Origin of the sequence: Solidesulfovibrio aerotolerans (assembly GCF_009856865.1) — a bacterium.
Taxonomy (GTDB): Bacteria; Desulfobacterota; Desulfovibrionia; order Desulfovibrionales; family Desulfovibrionaceae; genus Solidesulfovibrio; species Solidesulfovibrio aerotolerans.
Window position 1 is genome coordinate 28,859 of record NZ_WVUD01000011.1, and the last position, 15,271, is coordinate 44,129.

The following is a 15,271-nucleotide window of genomic DNA, read 5'->3' on the forward strand; positions in this document are numbered from 1 at the left end:
GCGACGACGAAGGGATGCCCCAGGCCGTCCCTTCGTTTTGTCGTTGTACCCGACAAGCCTCCCAAGGAGAGCCTCGCCCATGACTGGAAATCTGCGTTGGCGGCTGGCTGTGATCAGTCTTGTGGCCTTTTTGGGCCTTATCTACATGTTGCCCTCCCTGGGGTCGGTCAAGCAGTCTTTTTTGGGCAAGTTCCTGCCCGATGACGTGATCAGCCTGGGCCTTGACCTTAAAGGCGGCATCCATCTCACCCTTGGCGTTGACGTGGACAAGGCGCTTGCCACCTCCCTGGCCCAGATGGGTCGCGATATCCGCGACCAGGTCAAGGAAGAGGGCATCGCCATCCAACGCCCGGGAACCACCGGCGACGGCAAACAGCTGGAATTTGTCCTGGCCACCCCGGACAAACGCGACGCCCTCGACAAGTACCTCTCCAGCCACTTTGCCGTGCTGCATGTGGACTCGGTTGCAAGCGCTCCCGAAGGCCGCTTCATCTATAAGCTGTCCTTTACCCAGAGCTACCGGGACGATCAGGCCCGCATGACCGTGGATCAGGCGGTAAAGACCATCCGCAACCGCATCGACGAGTTCGGTGTGGCCGAGCCTGATATCCGCAAGCAGGCCGACAACCGTATCCAGATCCAGCTGCCGGGGCTGCAAGACCCCGAGCGGGCCATCAAGCTCATCGGCAAGACCGCCCATCTGGAATTCAAGGTCGTTGACGAGACGGTCGATCTGGACAAAGCCCAGAAGGGTGTCCTGCCGCCGGGTGACGAACTGTCGGTGCTGCGCCACCGCAATCCCGATGGCTCCTATCTGGAGCGCCCCATTGCGCTCAAGGCCGACGCCGTCATGACCGGCGAGAGCATTGCCGATGCCCGGGCCAACTTCGACGCCAACAATCAGGCCTACGTGGCCCTGACCTTCACCCCGGGCGGTTCGCGCCAGTTTGAGCGGGTGACAGGTGAAAACGTCAAAAAGCAGTTGGCCATCGTCCTTGACGGCAAGGTCTATTCCGCGCCCACCATCCAGGAAAAAATCGGCGGCGGCCGGGCCAGCATCACGGGCCGGTTCTCCACCGAGGAAGCCCGCGATCTGGCCATTGTCCTGCGCGCCGGCGCATTGCCCGCCCCGGTCAACATCCTGGAGCAGCGCACGGTGGGTCCGTCCCTTGGACAGGAGTCCATCGAAAAAGGCGTCTTCTCGGCTGTGGTCGGCGGCATCATCGTTATCGCCTTTATGATCCTGTACTACGGTCTGGCCGGAGCCGTGGCCGACATGGCGCTCCTGTTCAATCTGGTGCTCATTGTGGCCGGACTGGCCGGGTTCGGGGCCACGCTGACCCTGCCGGGCATAGCCGGTATCATTTTGACCATCGGCATGGCTGTCGACGCCAACGTCATCATCTTCGAGCGCATCCGCGAGGAACTGCGTCGGGGCGATACGGCCCGTCGGGCTGTGGACATCGGCTACAGCCGGGCCACCCTGACCATTCTCGACGCCAACGTAACCACCGTCATCGCCGCCGTGGTGCTCTATCAGTTCGGCACCGGTCCCATTCGGGGATTTGCGGTGACGCTCATCCTCGGCATCGTGGCCTCCATGTTTACGGCTATCTTTTTTACCCGCTTTTTGTTTGATCTGTGGCTGGCCAAGCGGCCGGCAGACGCTGCCCTGCGCATCTGATCCGAGGCCCCCGCAAGGGGGCCTTTTTTGTGGTGCGCCGGGGACTGGAACGCGGTCGCCAGCCGCCGGCTGCATGCCCTGCAGGAGCCACTTTTGTGATGCGTCCGGCAGGGTTCCAAATTCTTACGGTCCAAAGCGGCTGCGTCCAAAAAACGCCTCGTTGTCCGTTCGCCCCTGCCGCAAGGCAGCCTCGCCGCGGCCCGGCTCCGCAGCATCACAGGGGTATGCCGTTGGTTGTGGCGCATCGGCGTTTCCCGGAGTCGGGCTTTTATCTTGGCCGGGTCTTGGATATTTCCGAGTTATCAGGTAGGTTCTCAGGCCTAACCAGGGAGGCAGGATGTCTGATAATGCGAGGGCCATGGTCCTGGCGTCTTTTATCGGCGATGCATTGGCGCTTGGGCCGCACTGGGAGTATGATCCCAAGATCCTGGCCCAACGCTTTGGCCCGGTGACCGGGTACCTCAAACCGCTGGCCGACAGCTACCATGACGGCAAAAATGCCGGCGAGCTGACCCACTACGGTGACCAGACTTTGGTGTTGCTGGAGTCGTTGGCTGCCCGGGGTGGCTTTGACTTGGACGATTTTGCTGCCCGGTGGCGGGCACTTTTTAACGGCTACAGCGGTTATGTGGACGGCGCTACCCGTATGACGCTTAAAATATTCGATTTTGGCGAAGGGCCGACCAATTCCGGTTCCAATTCCAATGATTTGGCCGGAGCAGCCCGGGTGGCCCCGCTGGTGTATGCCTTAAGCGGCGATCTGCCGCAGCTGGTGGCTGCGGCCCGGGCTCAAACGAAAATGACGCATAACCATGCCCAGGTCATTGAAGCGGCTGAGTTTTTTGCCCGTGCCGCCTGGGCCATTCTGGGTGGCACGAAGCCGGAAGCGGCCCTGCGCCTGGCCGGCGAAGCCGGGTATGCCAGTGCGCCCATCGGCCAGTGGCTGGAGATGGGGCTGGCTTCGGCCGATCAGGATACGGTGACGGCCATCGCCGGTTTCGGCCAGACCTGTCATATTGGCGAAGCCATGCCCGGGGTGATTCATCTTATCGCCCGGCACGGCTGGGATCTGTCCGCCTGTTTGCGGGAAAATGTCATGGCCGGCGGCGACAGCGCGGCCCGGGGCATGCTCGCCGGCCTCATCGTCGGGGCCACGGTGGGCCTTGAAGGGCTGCCCGTGGCCTGGATGGAGGGGCTGGCCGCCAAAGCCGCCATCGAAGGCGATCTGCAGGCCCTTGCCGTTGCCTGACCCCGCGCAGAGGCAACCGGATTTTACAGCACCGCGTTGTTTGGATAGGGTCGTGTTTGATTGCGCCAATCCCGTTCGACGGGTGTCCGGGACGACCGGGCGTTTGATCGACGGCTAAGGGGGAGGACATGGAAGTGCTGAACGCGCATTTGCCGGAACTCGTGCAGTCGCGCATCGAAGATCTCGTCAATGTCCAGACTGTTGACGAGGAAATGGCCACGCACATGAAAGAGCTTGAGGCCCGCCTTGGTGCTCTGGAGGCGCTGGCCCGGACCGAGAGCGCCGATGCGGCCAGACAACTCGTGGAGGACGTGGAGCGATTGATCGACCGCATCCGCCGGGATTACGTGGCCATTGCCTACCGCCAGGGTGTGGTGGACGGGGCGGGGTTTAAAAAACTCGTGGCTGCACAAGAGGCACCCGTCGGAGCCTAACCCCGCGTCATTGAAAACGGCCGGTTCAGGCGGAACCGGACAAACGGAAAAGCCCCGGATACGACGGCCCGCGGGGGACGCAGACGACGGGACGTTACCGGCCGGACATTGGGGTGTGCGGCCCAGGGAGAGCGCGTGACCAAGAGGCGTTATGGCTGACAAGGATATCAAGGACATTGCCCATTGTGTCTATATGATCGATCTGGTGTTGCGAGAGGTCATGCATTCGCCAAGCATCAGCAACAAGGAATTCGCCACCCAGTGCATCATCGACAGCTTTGTGCGTATTCTGCGCGAGGAAGGTTATTCCGTCACTCCGGCCCGCCTGAAAAACATGCTCGCCTACGCCCATTAAATCCCCAGGCCGTCCTTTGGCGCCGGCGGCCTGTTTGCTTTTCCCAGGGGCGGCTCACTGGCCCGGTGCCGGTCGCTGCCAATTGAACGCGTTTCCTGTTTTGTCGTAAAAGTGGACAGTCTGCGCCCGGGTTCCTGGCTCACTGTCGAAGAAATTGTTTCATTTTCAGCTTGTTGGATGCAAAGAGAGACAAGGCTCAATTATTGCTTAGAGGCAGGGCAGGGAGGAACAGCACACCATGCTGCGCATTTTGCTTGCCGAAGACGATGAGAACCACGCCACACTGGCCCGTCTGACCCTGGAAGACGAGGGGCACCGAATCACGGCTGTTTCGGATGGGAAGCGGGCGCTGGAAGCGATCACCCACGAAGCGTATGATCTGGTGCTGCTCGACATGCGTTTGCCGGAAATTGACGGACGGGAATTCATTGGCCGGATCCGGGCCGCCGGCACGCCGCTAAGCCACATCCCCATCGTGGTCGTCACGGGTTACGGTGTGCGACAATATATCGATTTTTTTAAAGATTTTGACGTTCGCCACTACCTCGCCAAACCCTACGACTGCGACGAACTGGCTTCCATCATCCGCAGTTACGACGCCCACTAAGCGACTCCGGCCGCCCAAGCCCGGGAGATGCCGCCAACGCCTGACAGCGCCAGCTCGGTCAGCCCTGCCTTCTTCCCCCTTTTTCCGTTGTCAGCAACGATCCTTTTCCCTATCAATACGGGATATCCGTACGCTGGAGGCTCGGCGTCGCGTCATGGCGCACGCCCGGCCAGGGCTGATCAAAAGACTTTACAACACCGTCTCCCGGAGGTTTGCATGTCTCGTATGACCACAGTGCTACTGGCCCTCGTCCTCGGATGTTTGTTGGCCGCCGCGCCGGCCCTGGCCAAGGAGAAAAAGGAAAAAAACATCCCGGATGTCACCGGGGTCTGGAAGGGCACTTCAGATTCTGTGTCCATGGGGAAGCTGGGGCATGGCGAACCGAGTGATGCGCCCAAGTTCCAGCATGTGGCGTGGACGCTGACCATCGACAAGCAGGAAGGCCGGACCTTTTTCGGCAGCAAGGTTTCGGCCCGGGGCAAAGAAACCGTGGTCGGGGTGGTTGACGGCGCAAAGCTCTTTTTGGCCGATGACGATGGCGTGACCGTCGGCAAGCTGACCAGCAAGCATCGGATGCTCCTCATTTATATGGAAGCGGGCAAGGAATCCAAAGTGGCCAGCACCACGCTTTTCATCCGGGAAGGCGGCGACAAGGAAGAGACGCCGGCCGGCGCGCCGGCGCAATAGCGCGGCTGTTTCGGGGGGCGGGGGCTTAAGCCCCCGGCCCCCCCAAGCAACCGTGATTCCCGTCAAGCCTGCCTTGCGGCATTGTCCGCCTGATGGAAGTGCATTTCCCGCTCCCACCCACCGTCACGGCAACGCCGTCCCCCTTTACCCCTTGCCTCCATCTGGGATTCCAAAGGGCTGTCACTCCCTTTGGCCGCCGGAGCAACGGTGGTTCCTGTCAAGCAACAACGCTCTCTGTCCAGGCTGATAGCCGACCCGTTTGCCAGCCAACGCCCAAAACCCCTTGAAAAACTTTTCCCGGTGGGGGGTCCGGGGGCCTCAGGCCCCCGGCCGCCGGAGGCTCTTTTCTTTTCCTGCCGGTCATTTTTCCAAGGGCTGTGGCGTGGGCTTTGGTCCGCTTTTTTTGCGTGGATGGGTGGTGCCGTCGCCGAAGAGGGCGTCGTATTGGGCCGTGTCGCCGGGATGGCTGTCGTAGCAGTCCGAGGCGATGATCGGTCGGCCGGCCGCCAGCAGTTCGCTCACCGTGACCAGCTTGAAGCCGCGTTTGGTCAGTTCCGCAATCAGGACGGGCAGGGCTTCCCCGGTGCCGTGGCCGTTGCCGTTGGCGTGGCCGATGATGATGTCGCCGGGGCGCACCCGTTCCAGCACGACTTTTAGGATGCGTTCCGGGGTGCTCAGCGGATCAGGGTCGCCGGTGGTCAGGCTCCACTGGATGGCGGGAAGGCCCCGCTCGGCGAGCAGCGACAAGGCCTCGGCCCGGCAGCGGCCATAGGGAAAGCGAAATACCGTCGGCACGGCCGGGATATGGGCCAGGATCGTTTCCGGCAGGCCGTGCCGGCTGGCCAGCTGCACCAGTTCGGCCCGCAGCGCGGCGTACTGGGTTTGGGTCCAGTCTATTTCCCGGATCATGGCGGCAGTGTCCAGGCGGCCGAAATTGCCATGGGTCCAGGCATGGCTGCCGATCTCGAAAAGCGGATCGGCCATGAGCTGCATGGCCCGATCCGGGTGGGACCGCAGCCATTTGCCGCCGACAAAGAGCGTGGCCCGGGCATGAGCGGCGCGCAGGGCATCGATGACGGCTCCGTCATAGCCGGCAACCTGATCCGCCAGTTCGCACAGATCAAAGGTGAGGGCGACGAGCTTTTGGCCGTGGGTATCCACCCGGCGGATGGAACCGCGCAGATTCTCGGGCAGGGGGGGCAGGGCCGGGGCGGTAACGGACGTCGGCGGTGAACGGTCCGGCTGGCCCAGCCGGCCGGATTTGCGTTCGGCCGCCGTGCCGGCCAGTTCGGCCGGGCTCCACAACGTGCTTGGAATCGTTACCACGTCGCAATCGGCCCTGGCCGTCGGCGGCGAGGGGAAAGCAAGGCAGGCAAGCGTCAGGAAGAGCAAAAGGGCAGGGCGCACGCCGGTATCTCCTTGGGGCGCTCCCGAACTAAGCCGGGCCGCCGGGGTGGTGTGGCTGGGAAAGGTGGCACGCGGGGCCGGGCTTGGCAAGATGGGCGCGACAGGCACGGGTGACTGGCAAGCCCCGGTCCAAGCCTCCCACGCCGCCCCGGGAGGATGGCAGTGACCAAAGCGGCGCGGGAGGGGAAGGCGAATAGGCGGGCTAGTCGGTGACCAGCATGACGCTGGAGGCCTTGACCATGGCCTTTATGGGCTGGCCCACGACAAGGCCCATGGCTTCAACAGAGTGTTTGGTGACGACAGACACGATTTCAACGCCGGGCGCGATTTCAATAACGACTTCGCTGCTGACCATACCGTTGGTGATGGATTTGATCATGCCGGGTACGAGATTGCGGGCACTGACTTTCATGGAGGGCTCCTGGTTGGAGGTTGATCTACCATGAAAGAGTAGCTGTTCTGATTTCTTCAGGTCAATACTGTCAATTGAATTGGCGCTGCTGTCACCCTGTTATGAAATTTCATGTAAGCGGGAGGCTTGGCCGCGGTGAGCGATCCGCAGTATTGTGTTACTGGCGCTGCTTGCCCTGGCTATGGGAGTTTTTGCGGGAGGATTCGGCTTTACTGGACTTGGCCGACTTGGAACGCTTGGATTTGGACGAGACATCGTGGGCATCAAAGCGGGCCGAAGCGCCGCGTCGGGCACTGACCTTGCTGCTGCGGTGCTCGGAGTTGGCCACGCGCAGGTTCTTGCCGTGGTGGCTTGTTCTGCCGCGCTTGGATGTGATTTTGGTCGGGGCCGGTTCGGGAACGTCGCAGGAAGCGACCATGCTGTCCACGACGCCGGAGAAAGAGGCGTCGAGGATGCGGGTGGCTTCGCGGTTGCGCAACTGCTTGGTGCGCCCGCCGAGGACCACGGCGATGACCCGGGAATCGCCGCGTTTGGCCGTGGCGATGATGTTGTAGCCGCTGGCATCGACATAGCCGGTCTTGATGCCGTCCACGCCGTCACAGGAATTGAGCAGATGGTTGGTGTTGCCGTGGACCGCGCCGTTGTGATTGATCACGGTGGTGGAATGGTAGCGCAGGGCCTGGGGATAGCGGTGCAGATAGCTGACGGCCAGGGTGGTGAGATCCCGGGCCGTGGTCAACTGGCCCGGGGCCGGCAGGCCGTTGGGATTTTTAAACGTGGTGCCGTTCATGCCCAGGGCGCGGGCCTTGCGGTTCATCAACTCCACGAAACGGGGGATGCCGCCGAAATGCTCGGCCACGGCGATGCAGGCGTCGTTGCCCGAGGCCACGGCCATGCCGCGCATGAGGTCGTCCAGGGTGACGACTTCGCCGGAGCGCAGGCCCATGGACGAGCCGCCGGTGGCATCAGCCTGGCGGCTGACCTTGACCCGATCGGTGAAATTGGCCTGACCCGAGGCCACGAGGTCAAAGACCACATACATGGTCATCACCTTGGTCAGCGAGGCCGGGGGGATGCGGCGGTCGGCGTCCTGGCTGTAGAGCGTCCTGCCCGAGCCAAACTCCGTGACCAGGGCGGATTTGACGGCCAGTTTCCCGGATTGCTTGGCCGGGAAGGCCGATTTGGGTCCGATGAGACAAAGGAGGACAAGCAAGAATAGTACGCGGCGCATGACGCCTCCCAGATTAAAAAAGTGATACGAGTGCCGCTGCAACCTTGGCTGCCCCTGGCCGTCGTCAGGCGAGCATGATCCATGCCAGCCAAAACCTGTTTTGCGGCCGCAAACAGCCAACAAACTGGAAATGCGCGGGATTTGATGCTGGATTAAAATCGGGCCGGCAGACGGTCCACGGTTGGGCGTACACGCTGGTCAAAAACGTTTACGATTTTCAAACGAGGTGTTTGATAATGTTAGACGCTTTTGGGGGCAAGCATTAAATGCCGCAATGCCTCAATTTTTTCCAGATACTCCCGGCGATAGACCTCGCCATTATTGGTAAAAGCGGCGGCCCGCCGGCTATGGGCCTCGCACCACGCGGCCAGGGCCGGGTCCGGTCGGCGCGCGCCGTAGGCCCGCACCATATGCAGCAGATTGTGGCACACCGGCATATGGGGCGCGGCTGCGAGCAGCAGTTCCGTTGCGCTCTCCTGAGGGCATAACAGGAAATGCCCCACAGCCCGGGCCGCCCGGTAGTTGGAGCCGCTTATGAGATGTTCGATCAGGGCGTCGTCGCTTAAACGCTCCGGGGCAAAGGGTTGCTGCCAACTTTCCGGCACGGATTCTTGCGGGGCATACGTCACCCGGCCGCTGGCCAGGGTGGCGGCGATTGTGGCCGCAAGAGCCGGCCACAGGCCGCCGGCATGCTCCAGATCGCGGCTGATGGCCGGCCGGCCGTCGGCCGGCGAAGCGGAGACGCGCAGAAACGGAAAAAGAGCTTCCACCGGCGCGCCGGACCGGGCGGCCACCCCGGCCATGATCCGGTCGGCATCGAGAAAAAAGACGCCGGGCACGGTTTCGACCCAGGCGGCGAATTCCCGGCCGGCGGTAAAGCACAGTTCGCCCCAGCCGTCGAGATAGGAGTGGGGGGCCGGCCCCAGGCCCGGGTAGTGGCTCATGCGCCCGGCCACCAGGATGGGCAGGCCGGGGAGCCGCTCCCGCAGCAAAAGGAGCATGGCGGCATAGCGGTCGAGATAGCCGGCCGGCTTGGGCACAATAGCCTGAAAATGGCGGTCCATGGCCCGGCCCAGGGCCGGCTTGCCGGCGTAGGCGTTGGGATCGAGATAGAAGGCGTAGCCGTCGGTTTTATGGAGAAAAAGCGGCCGGTTTTCGTGGAACAGGTTTATGACCAAGGCCTGGGCTTTCGGGTCGGGCGCAGGCGGCACAAACTGGTCAACAAGTTCCCGGGAGTGGAGATATTCCCCGACCTTGGCCCCAGAAATGAGCGACGCCACCAGGGGCGGCACGAAGCCCGGCGAGGCCGTCAGCGTCAGGGGCGAGGCCAGGGAGGCAAAAGAGACGTCGCAGCCAGCGGACGCGGCCGCTTCGGCGCAAAACTGCATCTGGCAGTTGCCGCGAAAAAGGATCATGGTCAGCCTCCCCGGGTGCTGGGCATCAATCGGCAAGGGGTTTGCAAGGCATTTTGGGAAAGGACAATTTTACCGGCAGCCTATGTACATCAAGACGTTTCCCATGCAGCCCTACGGGGTCAACAGCTATCTGGCCTGGAATGCCGACGGCACGGCCCTGGTCGTGGATTGCGGCGGCCAGCCCGACGTGCTGGTGGAGCACTTGCAGGCCTACAGTCTGAAGCTGACAGCTATCCTGCTCACCCACCTCCACCATGACCATGTGCTCGGGGTGGCCACGTTGGCCGCGCAGACCGGGGCGCCGGTCTTTGCCTCGGCCGCCGACGCCGTGCTGGTCGAAACGGACAGCGACAGCCCGGACGCCGCTTTGCCTGCCGTGCCGCCGTTCGCGTTTAAGGACATCCGTCACGGTCGCGCAACGTTTCTGGGCGAGCCCTGTCTGGTCCTGCCGGTTCCCGGGCATACGCCGGGCCATCTGGCCTATTTTTTCCCCAAAACACTTACCGCCTTTACCGGCGACACGCTCTTTCGCGGCAGCGTGGGCCGCACCGACAGCCCCTACGGCGACGCCTCCCTGCTCCTGGAGTCCATCCGCAGCCGCCTGCTCGTCCTGCCGGACGCCGTGGAGCTTTTTCCGGGACATGGCCCCTCCACCACCGTGGGTCGGGAAAAGGCCGAGAATCCCTTTTTCGCTCCGAAATAACTTTCGCCGCTTCCCGCCGCCGGCCCGCTGCGTCTGCAGTCCACCTGCCCCATGACAATGAAAAAAGACGCGCCCCGAGCGGGACGCGTCCTCGAAGCCTCTTGTCTTTCTCAACGGGGTAGCAAGGGGGCACTGTATGCGTCCGCCGGAGCAACGGTGGTTCCTGTCAAGCTCCAACGCTGACTCTCCAGGCTGGTAGCCGACCCGTCTACCAGCCAACGCCCAAAACCCCTTAAAAAACTTTTCCCGTTGGGGGGTCCGGGGGCCTCAGGCCCCCGGCCGCCGGAGGCATCTTCTGCCTTCTCTTCTAGATGCCGTAAATAGCTGCCGCCTTGGCGCGCAGATGGCGTACCAGCGGTCCGGCTGTTGGTGCTTGGCCGGTTGCCTGGGTGATGAGGGCGCGCGGGCGCAGCAGGCGGCCTTTTTCGTGGACGGCTTTACCCAGCCAAGCCAGCAGCGGGGCGAAATCGCCGGCCGCCATGCGGGCGGGCAAATCCGGGATGGCCTGGCCGGCGGCCTCGAACAGGCAGGCGGCGTAAATGTTGCCCAGGCTGTACGTCGGGAAATAGCCAAAGGCACCGGTGGACCAGTGGACGTCCTGGAGGCAGCCCAGGGCGTCGTTTGGCGGCGTCAGTCCCAAAATGGCTTGGGATTTTTCGTTCCAGGCCCCGGGCAGGTCGGCCACGGCCAGATCGCCCCGAATGAGCGCCAGTTCCAGTTCGAAGCGCAGCACGATATGCGGGTTGTAGGTGGTCTCGTCGGCGTCCACCCGGATAAGCCCCGGCCGGATGGCTCCCACATCCCGAAAGACGTCAAGCGGGGTCAGGCCGGCCAGTTGTGGAAAATGCGCGGCAGCCAGGGGCAGCATATGCTCCCAAAAGGGCAGGGAGCGGGCCACCTGGTTTTCCCATAGCCGCGATTGGGACTCGTGCACGGCAAAGGAGGCCGGTTCGCCCATGGGCGTGCCGTAGTGGCCGTTGCCGACATGGCCCAGGCTGTAGAGGGCATGGCCGGTTTCGTGGACGGCACCGAAAAAGGCCTTGGTGAAATCATCTTCGTCAAAGCGGGTGGTGATGCGGGCGTCGCCCGGCCCGATGAGGGTGGAAAAGGGATGGGTCGATACGTCCAGGCGCGAGGCTGCGGCCGGCAGCCCGAGGCGGGCCGTGACCTGGGCCAGCAGCGCTTTCTGTTCCTTGGCCGCATACGGCCCGGCGGGCAGGGGAGCGGGCTGGGGCGCGTCAGCGATGGCCCCCAGGATGTCTGTGGCGGCGTCCCGTAGCTCAGCCAGGATGGGGGCGATGGCCGCCACGGTCTCCCCTGGCTCGAAGAGATCGAGCAGGGCGTCGTAGGCCTCGCCGGCATAGCCCAGGGCCTCGGCCTTTTGGCGCGACAGGTCGAGCAGGCTGGTCAGGTGCGGGGCAAAGGCGGCAAAATCGTTGTCTTTGCGGGCCAGTTCCCAGGCCCGCTGGCCGGTGCTTGCGGCCTGGGCCAGGGCCACGGCCAGGGATTCGGGGATTTTAACAGCCTGCTCATAATCCCGGCGCAGCTCCCGGATGTTGGCAGCTTCGGGCGAGGCTGCATCCCGGGTCAGTTCCGACCCTTGGCAGGCGTCCAGCCACTGGCCCATGGCCGGATCGCAGGCCCGGCGGTGCAGGATTGCGGTCAAGGCTCCGATCTGCTCGGCCCGGCCGGCATGGCCGGCGGGCGGGATCATGACCTGCTGGTCCCAGGAGAGCAGGCTCAAGGTGGCCGCGATGTCGGCCGAGGCCCGGCTGTGGGCGAGGAGTTTGTCGTAGGCGTCCCTGGCGTTCATGGCTTGGCGCTCCTGGCCGGGGTTTTGGCCCCACCGGTTTTGCGGGCGGCGATCATGCGTTCGTAGAGCGGCTGATAGAAAAAGCTCACGTCGCCTTCGTTGAGAGCGGGATGGAAGGCGCAGTAGACGTTGACATCGCCAAGCGTCCAGGCGTGGTAGTATTTGTCGCGATTTTCCTGGGTCGGGGGACCGTAGGTGCGGATCAGCCCAGCCAGGGCCGTTTCATAGGCGGCCATGCCGTCGAAATTGATCCAGACGTGGTAGAACTGGTTCTTGAAAAATTCATAATAAGCTTCGCGGACAGGTGCTCCGAGCACATCCTTGGGGCCTTGGGGCCACAGGTAGGTGGTGGTGCCGTTATCCGCAGAAGCTTCCCATTGGGCCAGTCCCGGTTGGGCAGTGGTCGGCGCGCCCCAGGCGATGCCGCCGAAACCTTGGGGGGGGCCGGCATCGGTCACAGCCAAAGGGGAGGCCTGGGGTGTGGGGGCAGGCTTGGCCGCCCCGGGGCCTGGGGTCGGCTTGGCCGGAGTCGGTTTGGCCGGAGCCGTACTTTGGACCGGCTTGGCCGAGGTCTTGGTGGCGTTGCGGGTGGCAGGTGCGCAGGCGGCAACGAAAACGAGCAGCACAATAGCGGCAAGGCGCGTGGCAAAGGACATGCAGTTCTCCAGACGGGGCGCTCAAAGCTGCGCCTGTCTATAGCCAAACCCACACCGAAAGGAAAGGGCTCGAAATTTATTCCGGTTGCGTCGGCGGCGGGGTGAAACCGAAGACAGCCAGCGTTGCTTTGGCTTGGGGTGTGGCCAGATAGGCCAGGAAGTCGGCGGCCAGCCGCGTATCCTTGGCGGCCGCGCTCCTGGCGGCGGTGTAGGTGATGGGCGGCGACAGGACCAGACTGGCAGCGGTGCCCACAGTGATGCCGGGGGCGGCAGCGTCTGTGGCGTAGACAAAGCCTGCATCGACTTCGCCGTGGGACACGGCCGTCAGCACATGGCGCACGGACGGATAGTAGACCAGCTTGGAGGTCAGGGCGAACCACAGGGCCTTTTGCTGCAAGGCGCGTTTGGCGTAGCGGCCGGCCGGCACGGTTTCGGGATTGCCCACGCCGATGCGCCGCACGCCGCCCTGGGACAGGCTGTCGAGATCCTTGACGCGGGCCGGATTGCCGGGTGGCACGGCCAGGACAAGGGTGTTGCCGGCAAAGACAAGCCGGCTGGCCGGATCGACCCGGCGTTTGTCCACGGCCATGGTCATGGTGTCGCGGTCGGCGCTGACAAACACGTCGCAGGCTGCGCCGGCGTCCATGCGGCCAAGCAGCGCCCCGGAAGCGGCGAAATCCAGATGGATCGTATTGCCGGGATGGAGCTGCTCAAAGTCGGCTTTGACGGCGGTGAAGGCATTGACCAGACTGGCGGCGGCAAACACGGTGATTTCCCCGGCCGCAGCCGGCCGGCAGGCAGCGATAACCAGGACCAGGGCGGCCAGGAGACGTTTCATGGGAATTCCTCATCAAGTGCGTTGGCTCTTTGTAACGCAGGGCGGCGCACAAGAAAAGGGCCGGCCGGGGCGGTGTCCTGCGGCCGGCCCCATGCGGTGGCGGTGTTTTAGAACCAGTATTTGACGCCAAACGAGGTCATCCAGGCATCAGTGACGTTGCCGGTGAAGTTGCGGCTGGCTGTATTCCAGATGCTGCCATTGGGATTGCCGTAATGCGCCCAGCCCGCCTCGACGATAAAGGCCAGGGTTTTTTCGTACACCCAGTATTTGGCGTTGGCGTTGGCGGCGATGAGATATTCGCCGGTGGCCAGATCCTTGCCCATGGTCAGGTAGTTGCCGTTGCCACTGGAGGCCAGGACGGCCTTGCGCAGACCGGCCGGGGAGTTGGTTCCCCAGGCGGCGGTAAAGGTGCCGAGCATGGTCAGCTTTTCCATAAACGAGATGTTTTTCAGCGACGCGCCAAGGCCCCAGGAGCCCAGCGGATTGACGCCCATGTCGTTTTTGCTGAATTCCTGGCTGGTGGGATAGAGGAAGGAGCTGCCCAGGCCGAAGTAGCCGGCCATGGAGGGAATGCGCTCGGAACCGTTGCGCAGGCTCGAATCCTCCCCGGAACTCCACCAGGCACCGAGTTGCGGCGTGGCCCAGTCAAAGCCGGTGTATTCCAGGCCGCCGTCGATGAACCAGCCCTGGCGGCTGGAGCGTTCCCGGTCGGCCATGGCCCCCTGGCCGTAGATGCCGTCAGCGTAAAATTTAAACGGTTCGGCGACGGTGACCGCCAGATTGAGGCCGCCCCACCAGTAGCCGTTTTGGTTATTGGCGCTATTTGGCGCGACGAAGCTGCCCCCGGAAACCATGCCGTTGCGGATGGCGGTGACCGCCGAGGCGCTGGCCTTGCCCATGACGGCGGCCAAGCCCCAGGGCGTGATGGTGAAGCCGTCCAGCACGACGGGCAGGGTCAGGAAATAGATGTCGAGCTCGTCGTCGACCTGGGTGGTGGTGATGTCATAGGTGCGGTTGGCATCGATCAGGCGGGAGAAGCCGGCTATCGGCTCGAACACGCCCGTAACGATGGGTGCCTTGACCACCAGCCCGGCAAAGGAGTTCGTGGCACCGTCGCCCGAGCCCTTGGCGGCCAGGATCGGGGAATCGTAGAAAATCGGCGCTTCGGGCATGGAGAAGGGCTGCAGGCCGGCTGTAATTTCCACATCGGAGCCGGGCCATTTAAAGGCCAGATAGGCTTGGTAGACATCGATGGAAACGGTGGGGTTGGCGGCGGTGTAGGTGCCATAGCCCCAGGGCGTGTCGTTGACCCGGATGCCCAGGCGAAACTTGACGGCTTCGTTGGCCACGAAATCGGTGCGCAAACGCCAGCGTTGCCATATTTCAAAGGTGTCTTCCGTCTGGGTGCCCTTGGCGTTCCAGGACGTCCAGTTGTGGTTCTCGAAAAAAACGCCGTAGGCTCGAAAATCGCCAGCCATTTTGACTTCGGTAGCGGCCTGGGCCGTGGCTGTTGCAACAAGCAGGCAGAACAGCAACGCTGCGGTGATCCGTTTCATACCTTCTCCCTTGGGTGTTGTACTGCACTCTGCGTCTATAGAGGCCCTGTGGTGTCTCTCCTGTTACGTCGCCGTGGCAACAAGCGGCATTTTTGCAACAACAGCTTTCGGGAAAACAAAGCCGCACGCTTCGTTGCGCTCCAGCCCGCAGGGACGCGCCTGCCGAAGGCCGACAGGACGCGCACAGCCTATATGGGTAATTATGTAATTGTTAAAACAGAAAT

Annotated in this window: 15 protein-coding genes; 7 read left to right on the forward strand and 8 right to left on the reverse strand. The window is 63.1% G+C overall.

Features of this window, described 5'->3' with window-relative positions:
* Positions 1 to 79: 79 nt before the first annotated feature.
* The 6 genes from secD to GTA51_RS08325 all read left to right on the forward strand — a co-directional run bounded on the left by secD (position 80) and on the right by GTA51_RS08325 (position 5,016).
* Positions 80 to 1,684, forward strand: coding sequence for a protein translocase subunit SecD (secD, locus tag GTA51_RS08300; RefSeq protein WP_160960217.1), 1,605 nt, complete (start codon positions 80 to 82; stop codon positions 1,682 to 1,684).
* Positions 1,685 to 2,021: 337 nt separating this feature from the next.
* Entirely contained in the window at positions 2,022 to 2,933 is a 912-nt protein-coding gene (locus tag GTA51_RS08305; RefSeq protein WP_160960218.1) for an ADP-ribosylglycohydrolase family protein, read from the forward strand.
* Between the two features lie 128 nt (positions 2,934 to 3,061).
* Positions 3,062 to 3,367 (forward strand): hypothetical protein, encoded by a 306-nt coding sequence (locus tag GTA51_RS08310; protein WP_160960220.1) that lies wholly within the window; start codon positions 3,062 to 3,064, stop codon positions 3,365 to 3,367.
* 151 nt (positions 3,368 to 3,518) lie between these two features.
* Complete coding sequence (locus tag GTA51_RS08315) at positions 3,519 to 3,722, forward strand: hypothetical protein (RefSeq protein ID WP_160960221.1); 204 nt, start codon at positions 3,519 to 3,521, stop codon at positions 3,720 to 3,722.
* Positions 3,723 to 3,960: 238 nt separating this feature from the next.
* Positions 3,961 to 4,329 (forward strand): response regulator, encoded by a 369-nt coding sequence (locus tag GTA51_RS08320; protein ID WP_160960223.1) that lies wholly within the window; start codon positions 3,961 to 3,963, stop codon positions 4,327 to 4,329.
* A 216-nt stretch (positions 4,330 to 4,545) separates the two neighbouring features.
* A complete protein-coding gene (locus GTA51_RS08325) occupies positions 4,546 to 5,016 on the forward strand; it encodes a hypothetical protein (RefSeq protein ID WP_160960225.1) in 471 nt (156 codons plus the stop codon).
* A 360-nt stretch (positions 5,017 to 5,376) separates the two neighbouring features.
* Here the strand turns inward: GTA51_RS08325 and GTA51_RS08330 are convergent, their stop codons facing one another.
* The 4 genes from GTA51_RS08330 to GTA51_RS08345 all read right to left on the reverse strand — a co-directional run bounded on the left by GTA51_RS08330 (position 5,377) and on the right by GTA51_RS08345 (position 9,481).
* A complete protein-coding gene (locus tag GTA51_RS08330; protein ID WP_160960226.1) occupies positions 5,377 to 6,423 on the reverse strand; it encodes a polysaccharide deacetylase family protein in 1,047 nt (348 codons plus the stop codon).
* Between the two features lie 202 nt (positions 6,424 to 6,625).
* Complete coding sequence (locus tag GTA51_RS08335) at positions 6,626 to 6,835, reverse strand: TOBE domain-containing protein (protein ID WP_160960228.1); 210 nt, start codon at positions 6,833 to 6,835, stop codon at positions 6,626 to 6,628.
* 157 nt (positions 6,836 to 6,992) lie between these two features.
* Entirely contained in the window at positions 6,993 to 8,066 is a 1,074-nt protein-coding gene (locus tag GTA51_RS08340) for a D-alanyl-D-alanine carboxypeptidase family protein (RefSeq protein WP_160960229.1), read from the reverse strand.
* 239 nt (positions 8,067 to 8,305) lie between these two features.
* Positions 8,306 to 9,481 (reverse strand): hypothetical protein, encoded by a 1,176-nt coding sequence (locus GTA51_RS08345; protein WP_160960231.1) that lies wholly within the window; start codon positions 9,479 to 9,481, stop codon positions 8,306 to 8,308.
* Positions 9,482 to 9,563: 82 nt separating this feature from the next.
* Between GTA51_RS08345 and GTA51_RS08350 the strand changes: the two genes are divergently transcribed.
* The gene (locus GTA51_RS08350) at positions 9,564 to 10,184 is read left to right on the forward strand and encodes an MBL fold metallo-hydrolase (protein WP_160960232.1); all 621 of its coding nucleotides are present in this window, start codon (positions 9,564 to 9,566) and stop codon (positions 10,182 to 10,184) included.
* A 307-nt stretch (positions 10,185 to 10,491) separates the two neighbouring features.
* On the opposite strand, the gene GTA51_RS08355 is transcribed toward GTA51_RS08350, so the two are convergent.
* The 4 genes from GTA51_RS08355 to GTA51_RS08370 form a co-directional block, all read right to left on the reverse strand.
* Positions 10,492 to 11,997 (reverse strand): carboxypeptidase M32, encoded by a 1,506-nt coding sequence (locus GTA51_RS08355; RefSeq protein ID WP_160960234.1) that lies wholly within the window; start codon positions 11,995 to 11,997, stop codon positions 10,492 to 10,494.
* Entirely contained in the window at positions 11,994 to 12,653 is a 660-nt protein-coding gene (locus GTA51_RS08360) for a hypothetical protein (protein WP_160960235.1), read from the reverse strand. Before GTA51_RS08360 ends, GTA51_RS08355 begins: the two co-directional genes overlap by 4 nt.
* A 76-nt stretch (positions 12,654 to 12,729) precedes the next feature.
* Entirely contained in the window at positions 12,730 to 13,491 is a 762-nt protein-coding gene (gene modA, locus GTA51_RS08365; protein WP_160960237.1) for a molybdate ABC transporter substrate-binding protein, read from the reverse strand.
* A 107-nt stretch (positions 13,492 to 13,598) separates the two neighbouring features.
* A complete protein-coding gene (locus tag GTA51_RS08370; RefSeq protein ID WP_160960238.1) occupies positions 13,599 to 15,047 on the reverse strand; it encodes an outer membrane homotrimeric porin in 1,449 nt (482 codons plus the stop codon).
* Positions 15,048 to 15,271 lie beyond the last annotated feature (224 nt).